This is a genomic window from Methanomassiliicoccus luminyensis B10 (genome assembly GCF_000308215.1).
GTDB lineage: Archaea > Thermoplasmatota > Thermoplasmata > Methanomassiliicoccales > Methanomassiliicoccaceae > Methanomassiliicoccus > Methanomassiliicoccus luminyensis.
Window position 1 is genome coordinate 97,763 of record NZ_CAJE01000021.1, and the last position, 20,925, is coordinate 118,687.

Here is a 20,925-nt window from a genome sequence, read left to right on the forward strand (position 1 = left end):
GTATCATATACGGACAATCGGTTAACGGAAGGCTCTGCGGAGAGTTGGCGAGGAAAAGGTGGAAGGTTTGCCCAGCGAAGACATGGACCATGAGGACACCGCGGTCAACAGCATTCCCCAGGAGAACCAGTACGGGGATGAGCAGCGCCGCAAGGACGTTGACGTCAGCATGGTCTCCAAGTGGGAAGCGTTCTTCCAGGGCACCGAGTACATGCAGAAGGTCCGCGAGGTAGCGGACCTGTACCCCGACGTCCGGAGCATAGTGGTGGTGTACGCCGACCTCGACCGCTTCGACGCCGACCTGGCCAAGTACCTCCTGGACCACCCCGACCTCGCCCTCCTGGCCGGCAAGCAGGCCATCAAGAATCTCATGCACCAGGAGATGCGCAAGGCCGAGATCAACCTCCGCATCATCGAGCTCCCCAGGGACTCCCGGGTGGAGATCCGCGACCTCCGGGCCAAGCACGTCGGCAAGATGGTCTCGGTGGAGGGCCTGGTGCGCAAGGCCACCGAGGTGCGGCCGAAGATCACCGATGCCTTGTTCCAGTGCATGCGCTGCGGGCACGTCATCAAGGAGCAGCAGGAAGGCCTGTTCTTCAAGGAGCCGATGGAGTGCTACAAGGAGCAGGAGGGCTGCGGGCGGTCGGCCGGAACGACCAAGTTCAAGCTGTTGACCGAGGAGAGCCGCTTCGTGGACACCCAGAAGGTGGAGGTCCAGGAGAGCCCCGAGGGGCTGAGGGGCGGGGCTCAACCGGAAAGACTGACCGGTTACCTCGAGGACGATGCTGCCGGCTCTGTTGCCCCGGGGGACCGCATCACCCTGAACGGCATCCTGCGCTCCGTGCAGAAGGGGCAGCCCAACAAGTCAACGCTGTTCGACATCAACCTCGACGTCATCTCGGCCGAATCGCAGCGGCACGAGTACGAGGAGATCAACATCACCCCGGAGGACGAGGCCAAGATCATCGAGGCGGCGCGCTCCCCCGGCCTGTTCAGGAACATCATCGCTTCCATATCCCCGACCATCTTCGGCTACGACACCGAGAAGGAATCCCTCGCATTGCAGCTGTTCGGCGGCGTCCCCAAGAACCTGGACGACGGGACGCGCATCAGGGGTGATATCCACATCCTGCTGGTCGGAGATCCGGGTGTGGCCAAGTGCGTGGTCGGCGATACCGAGGTCGTCATGGTCGGCGGGCCGGCCCGCAAGATCAAGGACATCGTGGACGAGGGCTTGAGGAACGGCAAGGTCGAGGAGGTGGACGACGGCGTGTCCGCCGCGGTGGACCTGTCGGTGCTGACCTTCACCGCCCGCGGCAGGATGGAGGCCGGAAAGGCGGTCCGGGTGTGGAAGAGGACCTCTCCGAAGACCATGATCAAGGTCACCACCGCCGGGGGGCGCACCGTGACGGTGACGCCGACGCACCGCCTGTTCCTGCAGAACGTGGTGAGGATCAGGGCGGTGCCGGTGACCGACATCAAGGTCGGCTATCACATCGCCGTTTCCGCTGGACCTTTCGAGCCATGGGACCACAGCAACCTGGGGGGAGGGTGCGGCCTGGACTTCGACGAGGTGGTGTCGAAGGAGGAGGTGCCCGCGGCGGAGGAGTGGGTGTACGACCTGGAGGTCGAGGACAGCCACAACTTCGTCACCAACGGCATACTGTCGCACAACAGCCAGATGCTGAGGTACATGTCCCGCCTGGCCCCGAGGGGCATATACGCGTCCGGCAAGTCGTCATCGGCGGCCGGTCTTTGCGTCGCGCCCGAGACCACTATCATCGTGAACGGGAGGCCGGTCCCCATCGGGGAGTTCGTGGAGACCCGCATGAAGGCTCCAGTGGAAGTGAAGCCCTCTCAGTGGGAGGAAAGGGTCGACGGCCAGTATAGAATTGCGACAATGTCGGACATGCGCCAGACACAGAAAAAGGTGCTGTCCATGTGGCGCATCAAGACCCCTTCATTTCTTGTGGAACTCATAGAATCTTCGGGAATGCGGCTGACGCTCACCCCAGAGACAAAAGTGTGGACCAAGCCAGATGGGGTAAATGAGGGGTGGCAGAAGGCGTCAGACATCAGGGAAGGCCAGGCGATCCTGGTGCGGGACCCCGGCTCCGACGTCTTCCGGTGGAGCGAGGTGAGTTCTACAGGCAAAAAGAGCGCCGATCTGCCGCCGTTCGTGTACGATCTCACTGTCGAGGACAGTCACTCCTTCCTCGCCAACGGCTTCGTGGTGCACAACACCGCCGCCGCGGTGAAGGACGATTTCGGCGAGGGAAGATGGACCCTGGAGGCCGGCGCGCTGGTCCTCGCGGACAAGGGGATGGCTTGCATAGAGGAGAACCAGCCCGTCCTGACGAACCACGGCTTCAAGGCAATAAAGGAAGTGAGGCCGGGCGACCAGATCATCAACTTCGACGGTGGCTACCACGTTGCCACCGTCAAGAGGCTTATAAAAAAAGGGCTCAAGGAAACCATCAAGCTCTACCTGTACAGCGGTGACATCATCGAGTGCACTCCCGATCACAGGATACTGACAGGCGAGGGCTGGAAGGAGGCCGGTGAACTCTGTTCCACGGACGCCATCAAGGTGCCTGCCGACTATCGCTGGCCCATTGTCGTCCGCAAGGACGCCGTGGAAAAGGGATTTATCCACGGCTTCGCGCTGTGTGATATATACACTAACGAAAGGTCCATCAAGAACGGGCTTGGATTCTCTTGTGCCTCAAAAAATGAGGGTCGGGCAAGATATGTACTAGATCTTCTCGAACGGCACTACGATATCAAGACCGTGTCAGAAACACTGCGAAAGGCAAGAAGGACCTTCATCAGGGGAAGAGAGGTCAACTGGTCGGAGAGCACCAGCTACCAGTTCAGCTCGGCCCCGTTAAAGAAAGACGTAATGTCACTTTTCCATAAGGATCACATCGACCTGGAGGACCGTGACTATTGCCTGGGCTTCCTAGCTGGCGTCCTTAGTACCGATTGCTGCACCTCGCACAAGCAGGGCACCTATGGGACCAAGCATATAATCGACATTGGTGTAGGCAGAAGGAAGTACGGTCCTGGATGGACCGAACGGAAGCAGCGCTTGCTCATGGCGCTGTTCCAGAGCTTCGGCATCATGGCCGTCAAGCGGAGGAGGAAGGTCCAGATTCACTCCATGGACAGCTACAATCGAGCGGTCGAGCTTATCGGACCCCTAGTGGTCGGTAAGAACAGGAGCAAACTCTATCCCGTGGAGGCCAAGTCCAGGATCAGCTCCTACGATACCTGGCTGGACGGCGAATACGTCGACTGGCTGGCATCGGTCAAGTTCAATACTAGCAAGACAGTGAAGTTGGGGTTGCACTCCAGGATTTACAGGGCCACCAATAAAAGAAAGGTGACCACGACCCTGATGGAGACCCTGCGGCCTCATTGGAGCGAGATCACCAATGAGCCGTTCAGAGATCCGTCCAAGAACTACCTGTTGAACCCGGTGACCCGCATAGAGCCTGGAGGTCTCAGGCCAGTCTATGACCTCATCATCAACGGAGAGCCCAACTTCCTCCTGTCCGGAGGCATCGTTCACAACTGCATCGATGAGCTCGACAAGATGACCGATCAGGACCGTTCGTCGATGCACGAGGCCATGGAGTCTCAATGCTACGACGATCAAACTGAGATCTTGACCAATATTGGCTGGAAATACTTTAAGGATCTGGACGAGGAGGACCTTGTAGCGTCTCTCACTAAAGATGGAGAGCTAAGGTTCGTCAAGCCGACCAAGTACATCGAGACGTACTACGACGGGGACATGTATTACATACAGGGGAGGCAGGTTGATCTGGCTATCTCCCCAAACCACAAGCTGTACGTCTCGATCCACCAGCGGGCCGATGAGTGGCAGCCGTTCAAGCTTCGCAGGATGGATGAGATTCCTCTGCAGAAGATGCTCAAATTCAAAAGGAACGCCTCGTGGCAGGGCCGCGAGGCGGACACGTTCCGCCTGCCTTCGGTTCTCAAGCTCGGGAACCAGGCGCGGGTGGGCCGGATAGCCAAGAGATCCACCCCCATGGATGATTGGCTGGAATTTCTGGGCTATTTCCTGTCAGAGGGCAGCGTGCAGAGGCTGAACGGCGTCCCATTTAGGGTCCACATTACTCAAACGAAGAGCGAAGAGAAAATCCGCAAAATAGACGCCTGCCTATCTCGCCTTGGCTATACATACTCCTACGATGGGCATAATTTTGCCATATCGGACAAGCAGCTGGCATCCTATCTGGCAAAGCTTGACTATTGCCACCAAAAATTCATTCCGAGAGAATTCCTCGAGCTGTCACCCAGGCAGTTGTTGATCATATTCGAAGCCATGATGCTGGGGGACGGCCACTTCAATGAAAGGACCGGGCATAGTGTCTATGGTACTTCGTCGAAGCGATTAGCTGACGATCTCCAGGAACTGGCCCTGAAAATAGGTGTTTCAGCCAATATAACGGTTAGAGTGCCAGGAAGATATGTGGCCGATCTGAGAGGTCAGAACATCACCTACAGTGTTCCGCATTACTCTGTATCGTTCATCGATGGTTACCGGCGTAGCATGAACCAGCCGATGATCAACTGTGGCAGGCGAAGAAACATCACCAAGGGCCATTACGCTGGCAAGATATTTTGCGTTGAAGTTCCGGATCACATAATCTATGTCCGTCGAAATGGAAAGCCGGTGTGGTGCGGCAATAGCGTTTCGGTGGCCAAGGCCGGCATCACCGCCACCTTGCAATGCCGCTGCTCCCTGCTGGGTGCCGCAAACCCCAAGTACGGCCGCTTCGAGGAGCATCAGTACATTGCCGACCAGATCAACATGCCCCCGGCGCTGCTGTCGAGGTTCGATCTCATATTTGCCATGACCGACAAGCCATCGGCGGAGAAGGACGCCAACATCACCGCGCACATCCTCAAGTCACACCGGCGCGGCCAGGTGCGAAAATATGAGGACCCCGCAGCACTGGTAGGGGTGGACGGGGAAAAGATCCTGAGCGACACCACCGCAATGCTCCCGGTCTTCGACCGGGACTTCTTCCGCAAGTACGTAGCGTACTCGAAGAAAATCAACCCAGTGATGAACGATGAAGCGGTGAAGTTGATCTCCGACTACTACCTGAAGATCAGGAAGCAGGGGGAGGGCGAGGGCGCCTCCGTTCCGATAACCGCCAGGCAGCTGGAGGCGTTCGTTCGCCTGTCGGAGGCATCGGCGAGGGCAAGGCTTTCGCGCGTGGTGGAGGCTGATGACGCCGCCCGTGCCGTCCGCGTGGTGGAGTACTACCTCAGAAAGATCGCCGGCGAGGGGGACAAGCTGGACTTCGACATCATCGCCACCGGCACCAGCCACTCCCAGAGGGAGCAGATCGGGATACTGAAGAAGCTGATCTCCCAGCTGAGCAAGGATGCCGACCCCCGGAAGGGCGTCAGCGCGGAGGAGCTGTTCAAGGCGGCCGGCTCGGAGGGCATAGCCGAGGACCGCGCGAAGACCCTTATAAAGAGGCTAAGTCAGAGCGGGGAAGTTTATTCACCCTCCAACGGCTATTACAAGCTCGCCTCGGAGGGATGAACTCATGATAACGCTGAGGATGCACCGATGCGGCAAGGACCTGGTCCTAGCCGCCGCTGACAAGGACCTGCTCAACCACAAGTTCGCCGAGGGAGAGCTCCGCCTGGACGTGCGCAAGGAGTTCTACGAGGGCGAGGACGCCTCGGAGGAGATGCTCCTCAACCGCCTGTCCATGTGCACCGTGGCCAACCTGGTGGGCGAGGAAACGGTCGGTCTGGCCATCAAGCATAGCTATATCAACAGCGATTGCGTACTCACGATAGCTGGCGTTCCCCACGCCCAGCTGGCCAAGATGTAAATGTTCTGCGTTAAGTGCGGCAAGGAGGGGAGGACCTACGACTCCCTGTGCTCGGAGTGCTACCTGAGCAGCAACCGCTTCACCTCGGTGCCGGAATACCTCGATCTCACCATCTGCGCGCACTGCGACGAGTACTACGTGGACCGGAAGTGGAAGCACTACGACGCCGAGGAGGACGCCGTGCGCGACTTCGCCGAGGAGAGCCTCCTGCTGCGACATGACGCCCGGCTCCAGGTGCTGGAGACCGGCATCGACAAGATGGACGCCAAGAACTACCGGGTGAAGATGCTGGCGCACCTCCTGCATGAGGACCTGGAGGTGCTGGAGGAGAACGACACCACCGTGCGGGTGAAGAGGGGAGTATGCCCAAAGTGCAACAAGATCCAGGGCAACTACTTCGAATCGATCGTCCAGGTACGCCCCACCGGCAAGCGCTTCTCCGATCAGGAGAAGGACGAGGTCCTGAGCCGCTCCATGAGGCACGTCGAGAACGTGGCCAAGGAGAGCAGGGAGGCCTTCATCGCCAAGGTGGCGCAGGCCCACGGAGGGTTCGACCTGTACGTGAGCACCATCGCGCTGGGGAAGACGCTCTCCCGGGACCTGGTATCAACGTACGGCGCGGAATACAAGGAGTCCTCCAGCCTGCAGGGGCAGAAGGACGGCCATGACATATACCGGGTCACGTACCTGGTGCGCCTTCCCCCCTATCGCGTCCGGGACATCGTTTCCATCCGCGACCGCCTGTACCTGGTGCACAGCACTGGCCCCCAGTCCGCTAAGCTCCGGGACCTCAAGAGCAACGAGTTCCTGGCGGTCCCGAACGTCGACCTCCGTGAGGTGAAGGTCGTGGGCACCAAGAGCGACGTGGTCGACGCCGTGGTCCTCTCCGAATCGGAGAGGGAGTTCCAGATCATGCACCCTACCACCTTCGCCACGGTGGAGATCAAGAAGCCCCGCAAGTTCGAGCGGACCGGCGACACCATCAAGGTGTTCCCCTACGAGGGCGAGCTATACTTCCTCGGCAACTGAGCCTTATCACCCGAACCGTTCCTTCACCAGGCGCTCGAAGTGCGCGCACGCCTCTTCCACGGCGTCCTTGCCGCCCTTGAACACCACCTTGTTGCCCTTGCTCCTCCACTCCAGCGAGGGGATCGAGGCGATCCTGACGTCGTGCGCATGAACGACCTCCTGGAACAGCGGCTCCAGCATCGCCTCGCCCTGCCACACCGTCAGCTCCTTCTCGTAGTTCCCGCCGTCGGCGATCAGCGGCAGGATGTGCTCCCGAAACATCGGCACCAGCTCGTTGGGGAACCCTGGAAGGCAGAACACCGTCATGCCGCCCTTGGCGGCCTCGACGCCGCAGGCCGCGCCGGTAATGTTCTTCACCGCCCTCGCTCCGCGGGGGACCCGGGCCATGCGCCTGATGATGTCGTTCATGACGACCTTCCTGCCGCGCATCCTGGTCAGAGACTCCTCCAGCCACACTGCGGCCTCCTCGTCCACGTGAAGTTCCGTCCCCAGCCACGCCGCCACCGCTTCCCTGGTGATGTCGTCGAGCGTAGGTCCGAGACCCCCGGTCACCACCAGGAGCTGGATGCCGGAGGCCTCCGCGTGCCGCAGCGCGCCGACGATGGCGGCTTCATCGTCCCCGATCACCTGCAGCATCTCCACCCTCTCCCTCCTCGAGCGCACCATGCCTATCAGCTCGACAGGGTAGGGGTCGATCTCCCCGGTCAGCAGCTCGTCCCCGATGTGCAGGATCCCGATCCTCATATCCGGCGCGCATCTTCATTCACCTGGATAAAATGAGCGCCGCCAGAGCAGCGGCCCCCGCCCGGGCCGGCATGGTGCGAAAAGGTCCAAAAAAGGAAAAAAGGGGTTTAAGCGGCTTACGCAGCCATCTCCCTGCGCTTGAACAGGAAGTAGGCCAGGGCCAGGGGGATCACCGTCCAGGCGATCATCACCCCGACGGATTCCCATATCTTCGGGTAGAAGAGATAGGTGGTGAAGTCGCCGAACCCTTCTATGGTCTGGGTCCAGATCTCGTCCACAGGGTAGGGGGTCTGCATGATGTAGCTCAGCGTCTCCCCCGCGAAGGTGGGAATGAACCAGGGCTTGATTCCGCCCAGGGCGCCCAGCAACGACCCCGCGATGTTGAACACGAAGAAGAACAGCGCGAAGGTGAGGATCAGCGAGCCCGTGGACCCCTTCATCAGCGAGCTGATGAAGAACGCCACCGCCAGCGCGGAAACGCCGTACAGCACTGAAAGCAGGCCGGAGTACAGTATCAGCCAGGAGACCCCGCCGGTGTCCGAGATGACCAGCCCCGCTACCAACGTGATCACGTAGTAGAGCCCCATCACTAGGACCATGGCCCCGCACGCGGAGAGGAACTTGCCTGCCAGGATGGTCCCCCTCTTCACCGGGTTGGGGAACAGCAGGTAGCCGGTGCGGCCCTGGAACTCCGATACTATGGCATCGCCCCCGAACAGCGTGGCGGCGATGATGACCAGAGTGCTGGCGAAGCTGATGTATTGGTACGCGACCTCATCGAAGGTCATGCTGGGGCGGTCGGTGGTCAGCAGGAGCGCGGTGATCAGCGCCAGGACCAGGCCCTCGATGATCAGCATGCCCAGCAGGCGCCGGCTGCGCAGGAACTTCAGGATGTCGTACTTGGCGACGATGCCCACCTGCTTTATGTCGGACGGCAGCGCGGCTTGTGCGTCACTCTTGGCGAACTCGGTGGTTGCGTTAACGGTCGTCATGGGATCACCTCGACTCTTCGATGAGGTTCATGTACAGCGACTCCAGGGCCACCCCGGACTCCTTGAACGACACGATCGAGAAGCCCAATGTCTGCAGGTCGGTGAGCAGGCGGGCCTGGGCCTCGTCCCCTCCGGCCAAGGAGAGGACGAACTGGTTCTTCCCGGACGCCCGGAGCTCGGACACGCCTTCGAGCTGGGAGATGCGGTTCAGCCCCTCCCCTCCGACGTTCTGCACGGTGCGGACCTCCATCCTCCTGATGTTGACGGTGTTGACAAGCTCGTTGACGGAGCCGCTCTTCAGCAGCTTCCCGCGGTTGATCAGGGCGACGTCGTCGCACACCTCCTGCACCTCGTTAAGAAGGTGGGAGGACATGAACACGGTGTAGTCCTGCTTCTTCAGCTCGCGCAGGATGTCCCTGACCTCGAACATGCCGCGGGGATCGAGCCCCGAGGTCGGCTCGTCCAGTATGATTACCGCCGGCTCGTGCAACATGGCCTGCGCCAGGGCTACCCTCTGCTTCATGCCCTTGGAGAACTTCCCGACCTTCTTGTCCGCCCACTCGGTCATCTTGACCGTTTCCAGTACGATCTGGGAGCGAGACCTGATGTCCTCCGGGCTCATCCCCCTGAGCTCGCCCAGGTAGGCCAAGGTCTCTCTCGGCGTGAGGTAGGGATAGAACTCCGGCGTCTCTACCACGGCGCCCACGTTGGACAGCGCCGTCTTGGGCTCCTTGAGCACGTCCACCCCGTTCAGGAAGGCCGATCCGCCGGTGGCGGACAGCATGTTCGTCAGGATCTTGATGGTGGTGGTCTTCCCCGCCCCGTTGGGGCCGAGGAAGCCCATGAAGGAGCCTCTGCGGACGGTAAGGTTGAGGTTATCCACAGCCTTGAACCCCGCGAAGTCCTTCGTCAGGTTCTGAATGACGATAGGTTCTGCCATTTCGTTTCCCCTAAGCTTCCTATCAATGCTAGAACGCTTCTTAGGATTGAAGTATAGTCAGCTTATGAACCTTTTGCATGGGTTTTTTCCGTTGGGTGCAATGCCGGCCGCGATTTGGACATAGAGGCGGTCCCGGGCGCCTACCTGCCAGCCTACTTATTTATCGCCGCCGGGGCATTGAGGTGGACATAACGGGGCGGGAACGATGAAAGATCCTATCGAAGAGGCGGTGGTGCAGATCCTCCGCGAGGCGGTCACCTACCTGCCGGGCGACGTGGCCAGGGCGCTGGCCGAGGCGGAGAGGAAGGAGCCGAGCCCGATCGCCCGGACCCAGCTGCGGACCATCCTCGACAACATCGATGCCGGCGGCCGCCTGGCCGTGCCGATGTGCCAGGACACCGGGGTGCACCTGTTCTTCGTGTCCGGCAAGCTCAACGGCGGCATTGAGGGGAGCATACGCAGGGGAGTGGCGAGGGCCACCGCCCAGATCCCGCTGCGCCCCAACGCCGTGCACCCGCTGACCCGGCAGAACCCCGGCACCAACGTCGCCGACGGCCTGCCCTATGTCTCGTTCCATCCCACCGACGACGAGTTCGTGGAGATCACCGTCATGCCCAAGGGCGCCGGCTCGGAGAACATGTCCGCCCTTGCGATGCTCACCCCGTCCCAGGGCCTCAAGGGCGTCAAGAGCTTCGTGCTCGACACCGTCATCAAGGCCGGGGGGAGGCCCTGCCCGCCGACCATCGTGGGCGTGGGCATCGGGGGCACCGCCGACCTGGCCTGTTCCCTCGCCAAGAAAGCGCTCCTCCGCCCCCTGGATGAGGAGAACAGGGACCCCGGCCTGGCCGCTCTGGAGGCCGATCTCGCGGAGGCCCTGAACCTCACCGGCATCGGGCCGATGGGGCTGGGAGGAAGAACTACCGTGCTGGGCGTGCGGATCGCCACCGCATACTGCCACACCGCCAGCCTCCCGGTGGCGGTGAACCTGCAGTGCTGGGCCGCCCGCCGGGCTACCGCAAGGGTCCACCCCGACGGAAGAGTGGAGATGATGGGAGGGGGGAGATGAACCTCAGGGCGCCGCTGTCGGAGGAGGAGGTCCGCTCCCTGAAGCTGGGGGACGAGGTCAGCGTGAGCGGCACGGTGTTCATAGGGCGGGACGAGGTCCACATCCGCGCGCTGGAGATGCACGAGAGGAAGGAGCCGCTGCCAGTGGACCTGAACGGCGGCGTCCTCTTCCATTGCGGCCCCATCGCCAGGCAGGCGGACGGCGGGTGGGAGATCATCGCCGCCGGCCCCACCACTTCCTCGCGCATGAACTCCCTGGAGCCGGATTTCATCGAGGCCTTCGGGATCAGGGCGATAATAGGCAAGGGCGGCATGTCGCGCCCCACCGTGGAGGCGATGAAGGAGCATGGCTGCGTGTACCTGGCGTTCCCGGGGGGCGCGGCGGTGCTGGCGGCAAAGGGCATCCGCGAGGTGAAGAAGGTGGAGTGGCTGGACCTGGGGATGCCGGAGGCGCTGTGGGTGGTAGAGGCCGAGGACCTGGGGCCGCTCACGGTGGCGATAGACGCCCGCGGCAACTCATGGTATGACCGGGTCGACCAGGAGGTGCAGAGGAACCTCTCCGCCGCCCGGGCCCGCCTGGGCCTTTGACCGCTTACTTCTCCTCGTCGCCGCGCTTGGTGAGCAGCTCAGGCTTGAGCCTCACCCGGTAGCGGAGGAACAGGGCGGATATGATGGTCACGAGGGACATGGACAATCCCACCACCATCATGGAGTGCGGCATGTCGTAGTCTCTGATGAAGCCGGAATTGCCCGGCAGAGTGCTCTTTTTCAGCTCCACGTTCGCGGTGTTCTCGCGCAGCGGGAAGAGGATCTTCGTCATCGTGGAGGTCACGAAGCCGCTCTTGCTGAAGGTGATGGTGTACTCCCCGGAAGGCACCTTGAAATAGTATCCGCCGTCGTCGTCGGTCACGTTGGTGTATCTGAGCCCGCCCTTCGATTCCAAGGTCACCAGGACCCCTTCCAGGGGAGTGCCGTCATAGGTGACCTTGCCCACCAGCCAGGACGGCTGCTCCGCCATGACGATGAGCACGTTCGACACCACCCCGCGCTTCACATCCACTTCGGAAAAGCTGATGTTGTATCCCTCTTTCTCGGCGCGGAGCAGATAGAGCCCCGGGGTGACGTTCTCTATCGTGAAATTCCCGAAGGGGGCCGTGCTCACCGCACCATAGCTCGCGGTCCCGTTGCTTAGCGTAATGGTGACATTGGCCACCGTGGAGATGGCGTCGACCACCTGGCCGGTAACGGTGCCCAGGACCTCGTACATGGTGAAGTCCAGGCCGCCCCCCTCCGATATCCCGTGATATGTGGTGTTGGCCCTATGGTCCTTCAGCGTGGCGGAGATGTTGTACACGCCCGTGGCCAGGGGCAGGGTGTAGCCTCCTCCCGAATCGGTGAGCGTTGAAACGATATGGGTGCCGTTGCTGGCGTACACCGCGGTGATGTTGACGCCGCCGAGACCGTTCCCGTCCGCGTCCTCTACCAGACCGACGACGGAGAACTCCCCCAGGATGGAGGCATCCTCCTCCGCCAGGGCCGTTCCGCCCGTCAGCACGGTAGCTAGAAGGGCGAAGCACAGGACCAGGGAGACGGCTTTCATGGCACCGCCCCAACGTCCTCTGGAGATAAAACCCTTGTTCACAACGTTATTGGAATAACGTGCCAACCGGGGCCGGACCTTGTCACAACGCGGCGAACTACGAGCGTAGCCAGATGTACGTTCTAGACCGCCCCGCTCCGAGATCGGCGGCATGGAACTTTCGAAGCACTGCCCGAAACCATATAATAGGAGCAGGGGGAATCGCGCGTGATTCGAACGGAGACCGACGATGCATAAGGTAACAAAACGGTACAAGAAGGACGAGGTCATCGCGCTCCTGGATCCTCTGATCGCCAAGTGGTTCAACGGGCGGTTCAAGGACTTCACGGAGCCCCAGTCCTACGCCGTACCTCTTATCCACGACAGGCAGAGCGTGCTGGTGTCCTCGCCCACCGGATCGGGCAAGACCCTCACCGCCTTCACTTCGATCATCAACGAGCTGTTCAAGTGTTCCAAGGAGGGGAAGCTGGAGGACCGCGTGTATGCGATATATGTGTCCCCGCTCAAGGCCCTGGCCAACGACATCAATAAGAACCTGGAGGAGCCGCTCCGGGAGATGAGGGAGGTGGCCGAGAAGGAGGGTGTGGAGTTCCCCTCCATCCGCGTGGGCGTGAGGACCGGCGACACGTCGCAATCGGACCGGCAGAAGATGCTGCGCAAGCCGCCGCACATCCTCATCACCACGCCGGAGACGCTGGCCCTGGTGCTGGCGGCGCCGAAGTTCCGCGAGAAGCTGGCCAAGACGGAGTACGTCATCGTGGACGAGATCCACGAGGTGTGCGACTCCAAGAGGGGGGTGTTCCTCTCGCTGACCTTGGAGAGGCTGCAGGACCTGTGCCCCCGCCCCATCGTGCGCGTCGGTCTGTCGGCCACCCTCGCGCCCATAGAGGAGGTGGCCCAGTACCTGGTGGGGTACGAGGACGGCAAGCCCCGCGACGTGAACGTGGTCGAGATCATGAGGCAGAGGGACCTCGACGTCAGGGTGATATGCCCAACCGACGACATGACCGCGCTGCCGTATGAGATAGTGAACTCCAAGATGTACGACATGCTCTACGAGATGATCCAGGAGCATCGCACCACCATAGTGTTCACCAACACCAGGTCCGGCACCGAGCACGTGGTGTTCAAGCTCAAGGAGCGCGGCCTGGAAGGCATCGAGGCGCACCATGGCTCCCTGGCCAAGGAGACCAGGCTGGACGTGGAGGAGCGCCTGAAGAAGGGCCAGCTGAAGTGCGTGGTGTCGTCCACATCCCTGGAGCTGGGGATCGACATAGGGTCGGTCGACCTGGTGTGCCAGATCGGTTCCCCCAAGTCGGTGGCCAAGGGGCTGCAGCGCATCGGCCGCAGCGGGCACGGCCACGGGCTGACCTCGAAAGGACGCATGCTGGTGTTCGAGAAGGACGACCTGGTGGAGTGCGCCGTGCTGTGCAGGGCCGCGCACAACAAGCACATCGACCGCGTATCGATCTCGGAGAACTGCTTGGACGTTCTCTCGCAGAGCCTGGTGGGCATGTCCCTGGAGAAGAGGTGGGACGTGCCGGAGGCGCTGAAGCTGGTGCGCCGCTCGTACTGCTACCGCAACCTGCCGGAGAAGCAGTTCCTGGAAGTTCTGCGCTACCTCGGCAGCAAGGACGCCTTCGAGGGAGTGTACCCCAAGCTGTGGTTCGACGAGGAGGAGAACCGCTTCGGCAAGCGCGCCGGCTCGCGCATGATATACTTCCTGAACCTCGGCACCATCCCCGAGGAGGCGAACTACAAGGTGTTCACCGACAAGGGCGGCATGATCGGCGACCTGTCGGAGAAGTTCGTGGAGCGCCTCTCCACCAGGGACGTGTTCGTGCTGGGCGGCCGTTCGTACGAGTACGTGCGCACCAAGGGCATGAAGGTCTTCGTGAAGGAGGCCTCCGGCCGCAAGCCCACCGTGCCGTCATGGAGCGGGGAGATGCTCCCGCGGTCGTTCGACCTGTCCATGGGCGTGGCGACCTTCAGGCGCGAGCTGAAGGAGAGGCTGGGGGACAATCCCGACGAGGTGCTGGAATGGCTCACCTCCTTCGGCATCGACCTCGGCTCGGCGCAGTCCATCCTCTCGTACTTCAAGGAGCAGCAGGCCGCCTGCGACTTCATACCGGGCGACAGGGAACTTGCCATCGAGGGCTACATCGACATGTCCGGCAATTACAGCCTGGTGTTCCACTTCCCCTTCGGGAGGAGGGTCAACGACGCCCTCTCCCGGGCGTACGCCTTCGTGCTGACGCAGCAGATGGGTTGCAACGTATCGGTGTCCATCACCGACGACTCCTTTATGGTCTCCTCGCCCAAGCGCATCGAGATCAAAGGCATCGAGAAGCTCCTCAGCTCGACGATGCTGGAGAGCACGCTGTCCCGGGCCATCAAGGACTCCGAGCTGTTCAAGCAGAGGTTCCGCCACACCGCCTCCCGCAGCTTCATGATCCTGCGCAACTACAAAGGCCGCGAGGTGTCGGTGGGGCGGCAGCAGGTCCGCTCCTCCTACCTCCTCGAAGCGCTGGGCGATCTGGAAGGGGTCCCTGTCATCGATGAGACGTACCGGGAGATCATGGAGGACGTGATGGACGTCAAGAACGCCCAGCACATCCTGCGGCTCATCGAGAGCGGGGAGATGAAGGTCAAGGTCATCGACTACACCTCCGCCCCCTCCCCGTTCGCGCACAACGCCATCCTGGCCGGCATATCCGACATGGTGCTCATGGAAGATCGCGGCGCCCTGCTCCGCGAGCTGCACCGCAGAGTGCTGTCGAAGGTGCTCGGCGCGGAGGTTTCGGAGTTCGAGTTCACCGAGGACCAGGTCGTACCCTACTTCAGGCAGCGCATCGGGTTCGTGTCCACCAAGGACGACCTCCTGGCCCTGATACGAAGGGCCGGGCCGCTGCGGGTGCTGAAGGAGAAGGGCCGGAGCGTGTACCCCTACACCCTCGCCGACAGAGGGTCCGTGGACGAGTGGTCGCGGGAGCTGATCCAGGAGGGAGCGATATCGTCGGTCTACATCGACGACGCGTATTTCGTCCCGACCGAGGATCTCCCCTCCTACCTCTCCGCCCTGGCCAAAGAGCGCGACCTCAATGATGCGGACCGGCGCATCCTGGAGGAGCTGAAGGAGGAGCGCTCCCCCGTCGAGCTCGCGGAGAAGACGGACCTGGCATCGGAGAAGGTGCACCAGTCCCTGCGCAAGCTGGAGGCTGCCGGCATGGTCGGCCGGACCGGCTACCGCGACGGGAAGTGGCGCTACCGCGCCCGCGAGGTGGAGCGGAAGAACCGGCAGGAAGCGATGGACGAGGTGCTGCTCCGCTATCTAGAATGCTTCGCCCCCGCCTCCGCGGAGGAGCTGTCCTTCGCCCTCGGCATCAACGACCAGGAGGTCCGCCGGGCCCTCGCAGACCTGGTGCAGGAGGGCCTGGTATCGGAAGGCCGCTACCTGGTATCGGAGCACCAGCAGTACATGCTCCGGAAGGATTACCTGAGGCTCAAGACCAACGACCTCAACGCCTACGATCACCGCACCGTGGAAGCGTACCGCCGCTCCAAGCAGGACGGGCCGTTCGCCACCATCGACGAGCTGATGGACCTCTACGGCGACATCGGGATGCCTCTGGACGCCTTCTACCGCGTGGAGAACTTCGACCTCCGGGAGTGGGAGGAGATGCGCCGCTCCGGGAAGCTGCTGCTGGGCCGCTTCCTGCGCGGCCGGGTGCGGTACGTGCGCAACGCCGACGCCCCCGCCTACGTGGCGGCGTACCGGCAGAACAACCTCAAGCCCCTGGACCGCCGGGTCCTCGACATCATCAGGTCGAACGGGGAGGAGGGGACCACCCTCCGTCAGATCGGCGCCGCCATCGGTAGCGCCAGCACCAGGGAGGAGGTCATGGAGAGCGTGGGGCGCCTGGACCGCAACATGCACATCGTGCGGCGGTTCGAGGAGAGGGAGGAATGGTCGTCCGAGAACGTCTACCTCCCCTACAACGCCCCGGAGTTCAAGGGCGACCCTTACGAAGCCATCGTGGAGCGGTTCGTCCGGGCCTACGGCCCCGTGTCGATATACTCCATCACCACCGCCACCCAGTTCCCCATCGCCGAGGTCAGCGCGATGCTCAAGAAGCTGGACGTGGAGACCATATCGGTGGGAGAGGCGCGCGAGGAGATGTACGTCCTCCGCGACGAGGTGCCGAAGCTGGCCAAGGCCGTCCGCACCGAGCAGGCGGCGCGCATAGTGTCGCTGTACGATCCCGGGGTCCAGTCCCTGTGGGCCTCCATCGCCTCGAAGTATGGGGACCGGTGGATCTTCCCCATCGTGGCCAACGGCCGCCTCGTCGGCGGGGTGGAGAAATGGAACATGAGCGGATGCATCGAGGTGCGCGATCTCGACCTGGAGGGACCGGAGCATCTGCCCGAGGCCCTGGAGGCGCTGGACCGCTTCATGTCCTACTACAACATGATGGGCTACGACATCGTGCGCATCAGGGAGGTGCTCGGCAGCTCCCCGGAGAACGCCCCCCAGGAGGTGGCCGATGTCCTCGCCGCCCACGGCTACGACCGCCTGGGCGACATGTTCGTCAAGGGCAACATGGTGAGGGAGCACCGCCCCTGGGAGCAGGTGCTCTCCTACGTGCTGCAGAAGCAGCACCTCGATCCCCACCAGCGCTTCACCAACGTGGTCGATGCGGTCAAGGTCATGGGAGGCCTGCGCTCCGACGCCGAGGCGGCGCTGCGGTGCAAGAACCGCATCCCCCTGAAGAAGATGTTCGACATGGGCTTCCTGGTGAAGGTGGCGGCCATCCCCGACTACGTGACGTACACGAGCCTGGAGTTCGCCGGCCTGTGCCGCCGGGCCAAGGACCGCAAGGTCACCGAGGACATGCGCTATCTGATGCGGATCATCAAGGAGAACAAGCCGATGTCCCGGAACCAGCTGTTCGACCACTCCCCCCTGGGCCACCGCGCCACTTACGACGCCCTCAGGGCGCTGTCGGACGGGACCATGATCTACACCGACCAGAACAAGCGGGTGAGGCTGGTTCCCGAAGCTCCCCTGGAACCGCTGGAGGCGAGGAGGGAGATAGTCCGCCACTGCTTCCGCAACTTCGGGGTGTTCACCGCGGAAAACCTGTCACGGTACCTTCGACACGAGCTGCCGATGAAGGACCTCCGCTCCATCCTGGCCGACCTGGAGAGGGAAGGCTTCCTGGTAAAAGGGTTCCTCGTGGACGGGGACGAGAGCGTCCACTGGATCCTCAAGGAGGACCTCCCCCGGCTGGCCAAGGCCAAGTTCTCGGAAAGCTTCGTCCTCGGCCCGGAGGACAACCTGCACACCTACCTCGCGGAGTGGATAAGGCAGCAGCGCGGCGGCTCCTACTACTCCCTCGTCATGGACGGCCCCGCCATGATCGGCTCCTTCCGGGGAAAGGTCAAGGCCAGCGACGTGGTGGTCCAGGAGTTCACCGGGGACAGCGAGGCCAAGGCCCTGCTGACCAAGCACCTCAAGGCCCTGGGGCTGACCATCAGGGTCCCCAACGACAACGAGATCCCCGACTGGGAGGTGCAGGAGTTCTACGAGAAGACCCATCCCGGGGAGGTGTGAGGGCCCCCGACCGTTTTTATGCACATTCGCACGTGCGGCCAGAGCCCCCGACCCCATCGTGCCGGACTGCCTTAACAGTGGTAAGATATAAAAACGTTAACACCTTTAACCGCCCTCATGAAGATACCCTGCGAGCTCATCGTTTGGTATGTCCTTCCTTCGATAAGACGAGAGCTGGCCAGGGAGCTGGTGGAGAAGCACAAGCTCACCCAGGCAGAGGTCGCCAGGCGGTTCGGCGTCACGGACGCGGCCATATCCCAGTACCTGAAGTCCAAGAGAGGGACCAACAAGGAGCTGGAGACCAGCGGCAAGTACGAGGAGTTCAAGGCCGAGATCGCCAAGGCCGCCCAGCGCATCGTGGACGGCTCCGACATAGTGACGGAGACGTGCCGCATCTGCGACATGGTGAAGAAGAGCGGCATGCTGGTGTCGGTCTACGAGGCTTACACCGGCGTCAAAGCCCCTGCCTGCGTGTGCCCTGAGTCCATGCAGTGACGTCCTTCTTCCTGGCGGGGTCCTCCGCCATGTACAGGTACTCCTGGGCATAGCCGGCATAGGGGCCGAAGTGCTTCCGGGCGTACCCGCTCACTTTCCGATAGCTTCCGGTGACCCCGTATATCTCCCGCATGGCCCGGGCGATGCGCACGTCCACCGGGCAGGCCTCCAGGTGATCGAGGGAGAACAGCGCTATGCAGTCGGCGACCTTGTCCCCGATGCCCTTCACGGTCTTCAGGTACGAGATCGCCCCCTGGTAGTCCAGCTCCTTCAGCTTCTCCAGGTCGAACTCCCCCGACGCTACTGAGCGGGCGTAGGCCTTGATCCAGTCGGCGCGGTACCCCAGGCGGCAGCAGGCGATGTCCCCGCCGCCCTCCGCGATCTCCTCGGGGGCGGGAAAGGCGTACTTGCCGCCCCCCAGCTCGCGACCGTAGGTCTGGCACAGGGCGGCGATCATCTTCTTGATGCGGGCGACGTTCGAGTACGACGCCAGGAGATATGACGCGGAGCACTCCCAGGGGTCCTGGCGCATGATCCTGAGCCCTCTGAACCGGCCGATGACGCTGGCGATGCGCGCATCCCTCGATATGTCGGCGTAGATGGCCTCCAGGTCATCATCGAGGCGGAGGTAGCGAGAGAGGAACTTCTCGTCCGCGTTGCCCTCGATGTCAAGGCGGTCCCCCCGCTGCCGCAGGCGGATCACGCGGTCGCCGACCACCCCGCTCCACCACTCCCCGTCCCGCTGCCAGCGGAACGACTGCCCGCAGTCCAGGGTGTACTCCAGATCGAACTCCGGCACTCTCATGTCCGCATCAGCGCTTGTACCCGAAGCGGCGGAGCAGCTCGCGCCGCTTTTTGATGTCCTCTTCCCCCTCCACGCCGAGAGGGGTCTGCCCGTCCACCACCCCGATGATCCCGCGGCCCTTCTCCGTCACGGCCACGATGACCTCGGCCTCGTTGGCGGTGGCGCAGAATATCCCGCAGACCTCCGGCACGTCCTTGACGCTCCTCAGGACGTTGATGGGGTACGCGCCCATTATCACGATCACGAAGGAGTGCCCCGCCCCGATGCGAACGGCATTGTCGACAGCGCACTCCACCAGGGCGCCGTCGTTCCCTTCCCTGCGCACCAGCCGGTCGCCGGACGCTTCGCAGAAGGCGATGCCGAACTTAATCCCCGGCACCGAGCCCACGAGGGCCTCGTACAGGTCCTCGGCGGTCTTAATGAAATGGGACTGGCCGACGATTATGTTGGAGTCGGCCGGCTTCCTGAGGGCGACTGCCTCGGTCTTCATGATATCACGTGCCCAGAACAGCCCCTTCCGGCGATAAATATCCTTTTACGCTTCGGAAGCCCGCGCCCCTTTTTCCAAGGAAGCTAGATGGACTGAGCCAAGCTTAATCAGCCATATTTCTTCGTCTAAGTAACAAACGCTTTATATGAAAATGCCGTAACACCTTTCTGGTAATTCTTATGCGGAGGAAACCCATCATAGCTTTGGCTCTGGTCGCCGTCATAATCGTGGCTAGTGTGGGAGCATACTACGCCACAGCGGGCAAGAGCGATCCTGACGGCCCCATCGACCCGACATCCGTCACTATCACCGACAGCTCGGGGACGAGCGTCACCATTGAGATGCCCATTACCGCGGTAGCGGTCACCAATACCAACGCCGCCAAGTTCATGCAGGTGCTGGGCGTAGCCGATCTGGTCAAGGGATCTGAGGAGACCACCCGGACGATGCTGCCCGAGATATATGGTGACACTGATGACATCGGCAAATACAGCGCCCCCAACGGGGAAGACATCCTCTCCTCCGGGTCCAAAATCCTGATCACCCAGTTCAGCTCCAGGGGCATCACCAATTACGACGAGCTCACCGCTATGGGGATCAAGGTCATACGCCTCGACATGTACGGCGAGACCATGCTGGAGGACCTCCAGAAGTTCGCGTCCCTGTTTGCCCCGTCCGCTCAGGAGAAGGCGAACGAATACATTGCAATGTACACCGAGGTGGTGGACCGAGTGCTCGCCCTCGACACGGACAGCAGCGATGATCCCAACTTCCTGTTCGAGTTCCTGAGCATGAAGAAGCCCTACTCTGACAATTCCGAGCTCAGCAAGATCGCGGAGAGCATCGGCGCCGTGAACTGCATCGGATATCTCCATCCTAGCGCCACCGGGGCGACCTCGGACGTGCAGGCGGCAGCGCTGCTGAACTGGGACAAGCTCAACGGCATCGACTATATCTTGATCAGGGGCACGATCTCGGACACCTCCACTCCTCAGTCGCAGTTCGACAAGTTCCTCGCCGTGGACATTCTGTACGAGGAGTTCACCGCCATTGACGCGGGCCATGTATACGTAATCGACACCGACGTCCTATCCGGGCCCCTGGACTATGTCGGGTATGTCTGCATCGCCATCGCGCTGGGCCTCGATGTCGGCGACCTTGATCCCTCGGCGCTCGTCGCGGACTTCAACGAGAAGTACGGGTTCAGCTACGGCAAGACCCAGTTCGTGTTCAACGTCGGCCCGGTACCTGCTTGAGCTAGAT

General features: G+C 62.0%; 14 protein-coding genes. 8 read left to right on the forward strand and 6 right to left on the reverse strand.

Translation table 11 applies throughout. The features are described 5' to 3' along the window. Positions 1-67 precede the first annotated feature (67 nt). From WYS_RS15295 to WYS_RS11995, 3 genes are read left to right on the forward strand one after another with little or no spacing between them, the layout of a single operon-like run. Complete coding sequence (locus tag WYS_RS15295) at positions 68-5,590, forward strand: intein-containing Cdc46/Mcm family DNA replicative helicase (RefSeq protein WP_019178416.1); 5,523 nt, start codon at positions 68-70, stop codon at positions 5,588-5,590. Positions 5,591-5,594: 4 nt separating this feature from the next. Beyond that, complete coding sequence (locus tag WYS_RS11990; protein ID WP_019178417.1) at positions 5,595-5,888, forward strand: DUF424 domain-containing protein; 294 nt, start codon at positions 5,595-5,597, stop codon at positions 5,886-5,888. Then, on the forward strand, positions 5,889-6,917 hold the full coding sequence (locus WYS_RS11995; RefSeq protein WP_019178418.1) for a 60S ribosomal export protein NMD3: 1,029 nt from the start codon (positions 5,889-5,891) through the stop codon (positions 6,915-6,917). Positions 6,918-6,923: 6 nt separating this feature from the next. Here the strand turns inward: WYS_RS11995 and WYS_RS12000 are convergent, their stop codons facing one another. The 3 genes from WYS_RS12000 to WYS_RS12010 all read right to left on the reverse strand — a co-directional run bounded on the left by WYS_RS12000 (position 6,924) and on the right by WYS_RS12010 (position 9,593). Next, complete coding sequence (locus WYS_RS12000; RefSeq protein WP_019178419.1) at positions 6,924-7,661, reverse strand: competence/damage-inducible protein A; 738 nt, start codon at positions 7,659-7,661, stop codon at positions 6,924-6,926. A gap of 116 nt (positions 7,662-7,777) precedes the next feature. Next, complete coding sequence (locus WYS_RS12005) at positions 7,778-8,653, reverse strand: ABC transporter permease (protein WP_019178420.1); 876 nt, start codon at positions 8,651-8,653, stop codon at positions 7,778-7,780. Between the two features lie 4 nt (positions 8,654-8,657). Beyond that, complete coding sequence (locus WYS_RS12010) at positions 8,658-9,593, reverse strand: ABC transporter ATP-binding protein (protein ID WP_019178421.1); 936 nt, start codon at positions 9,591-9,593, stop codon at positions 8,658-8,660. A gap of 205 nt (positions 9,594-9,798) precedes the next feature. Between WYS_RS12010 and WYS_RS12015 the strand changes: the two genes are divergently transcribed. Together WYS_RS12015 and WYS_RS12020 are read left to right on the forward strand one after the other, a co-directional pair. Next, positions 9,799-10,659, forward strand: a complete 861-nt coding sequence (locus WYS_RS12015; RefSeq protein ID WP_019178422.1) for a fumarate hydratase — start codon at positions 9,799-9,801, stop codon at positions 10,657-10,659. After that, positions 10,656-11,246: a FumA C-terminus/TtdB family hydratase beta subunit gene (locus WYS_RS12020; protein WP_019178423.1), complete on the forward strand. Its 591-nt coding sequence runs from the start codon at positions 10,656-10,658 to the stop codon at positions 11,244-11,246. The genes WYS_RS12015 and WYS_RS12020 overlap by 4 nt, the downstream gene beginning before the upstream one ends. A gap of 4 nt (positions 11,247-11,250) precedes the next feature. Here WYS_RS12020 and WYS_RS16155 read toward each other — a convergent pair whose 3' ends face one another. Then, positions 11,251-12,258: a carboxypeptidase-like regulatory domain-containing protein gene (locus tag WYS_RS16155; RefSeq protein WP_019178424.1), complete on the reverse strand. Its 1,008-nt coding sequence runs from the start codon at positions 12,256-12,258 to the stop codon at positions 11,251-11,253. A 229-nt stretch (positions 12,259-12,487) separates the two neighbouring features. On the opposite strand from WYS_RS16155, the gene WYS_RS12030 reads away from it, so the two are divergent. Together WYS_RS12030 and WYS_RS12035 are read left to right on the forward strand one after the other, a co-directional pair. Next, positions 12,488-17,872, forward strand: a complete 5,385-nt coding sequence (locus tag WYS_RS12030) for an ATP-dependent helicase (RefSeq protein ID WP_019178425.1) — start codon at positions 12,488-12,490, stop codon at positions 17,870-17,872. A 117-nt stretch (positions 17,873-17,989) separates the two neighbouring features. Continuing rightward, positions 17,990-18,367 carry a transcriptional regulator gene (locus WYS_RS12035; protein ID WP_019178426.1) on the forward strand — a complete coding sequence of 126 codons (378 nt, stop codon included), beginning with the start codon at positions 17,990-17,992 and terminating at the stop codon, positions 18,365-18,367. Here WYS_RS12035 and WYS_RS15300 read toward each other — a convergent pair. Both WYS_RS15300 and WYS_RS12045 read right to left on the reverse strand, forming a co-directional pair. Next, positions 18,327-19,172, reverse strand: a complete 846-nt coding sequence (locus WYS_RS15300; RefSeq protein WP_019178427.1) for a DNA-3-methyladenine glycosylase family protein — start codon at positions 19,170-19,172, stop codon at positions 18,327-18,329. The two genes, WYS_RS12035 and WYS_RS15300, sit on opposite strands and share 41 nt — an antisense overlap. A gap of 7 nt (positions 19,173-19,179) precedes the next feature. After that, complete coding sequence (locus tag WYS_RS12045; RefSeq protein WP_019178428.1) at positions 19,180-19,662, reverse strand: adenosine-specific kinase; 483 nt, start codon at positions 19,660-19,662, stop codon at positions 19,180-19,182. Between the two features lie 179 nt (positions 19,663-19,841). Here WYS_RS12045 and WYS_RS12050 point away from each other — a divergent pair, with 179 nt between their 5' ends. Next, on the forward strand, positions 19,842-20,918 hold the full coding sequence (locus tag WYS_RS12050; RefSeq protein ID WP_019178429.1) for an ABC transporter substrate-binding protein: 1,077 nt from the start codon (positions 19,842-19,844) through the stop codon (positions 20,916-20,918). Positions 20,919-20,925: the final 7 nt, after the last annotated feature.

What these genes read in the sequence shown, in the direction of transcription:
- WYS_RS12050 (WP_019178429.1), top strand. Translation starts at nt 19,842, where the DNA reads ATGCGGAGGAAACCCATCATAGCTTTGGCTCTGGTCGCCGTCATAATC.
- WYS_RS16155 (WP_019178424.1), bottom strand. Translation starts at nt 12,258, where the DNA reads ATGAAAGCCGTCTCCCTGGTCCTGTGCTTCGCCCTTCTAGCTACCGTG.
- WYS_RS12000 (WP_019178419.1), bottom strand. Translation starts at nt 7,661, where the DNA reads ATGAGGATCGGGATCCTGCACATCGGGGACGAGCTGCTGACCGGGGAG.
- WYS_RS12030 (WP_019178425.1), top strand. Translation starts at nt 12,488, where the DNA reads ATGCATAAGGTAACAAAACGGTACAAGAAGGACGAGGTCATCGCGCTC.
- WYS_RS12035 (WP_019178426.1), top strand. Translation starts at nt 17,990, where the DNA reads ATGAAGATACCCTGCGAGCTCATCGTTTGGTATGTCCTTCCTTCGATA.
- WYS_RS11995 (WP_019178418.1), top strand. Translation starts at nt 5,889, where the DNA reads ATGTTCTGCGTTAAGTGCGGCAAGGAGGGGAGGACCTACGACTCCCTG.
- WYS_RS11990 (WP_019178417.1), top strand. Translation starts at nt 5,595, where the DNA reads ATGATAACGCTGAGGATGCACCGATGCGGCAAGGACCTGGTCCTAGCC.
- WYS_RS12015 (WP_019178422.1), top strand. Translation starts at nt 9,799, where the DNA reads ATGAAAGATCCTATCGAAGAGGCGGTGGTGCAGATCCTCCGCGAGGCG.
- WYS_RS15300 (WP_019178427.1), bottom strand. Translation starts at nt 19,172, where the DNA reads ATGAGAGTGCCGGAGTTCGATCTGGAGTACACCCTGGACTGCGGGCAG.
- WYS_RS12045 (WP_019178428.1), bottom strand. Translation starts at nt 19,662, where the DNA reads ATGAAGACCGAGGCAGTCGCCCTCAGGAAGCCGGCCGACTCCAACATA.
- WYS_RS12020 (WP_019178423.1), top strand. Translation starts at nt 10,656, where the DNA reads ATGAACCTCAGGGCGCCGCTGTCGGAGGAGGAGGTCCGCTCCCTGAAG.
- WYS_RS12005 (WP_019178420.1), bottom strand. Translation starts at nt 8,653, where the DNA reads ATGACGACCGTTAACGCAACCACCGAGTTCGCCAAGAGTGACGCACAA.
- WYS_RS12010 (WP_019178421.1), bottom strand. Translation starts at nt 9,593, where the DNA reads ATGGCAGAACCTATCGTCATTCAGAACCTGACGAAGGACTTCGCGGGG.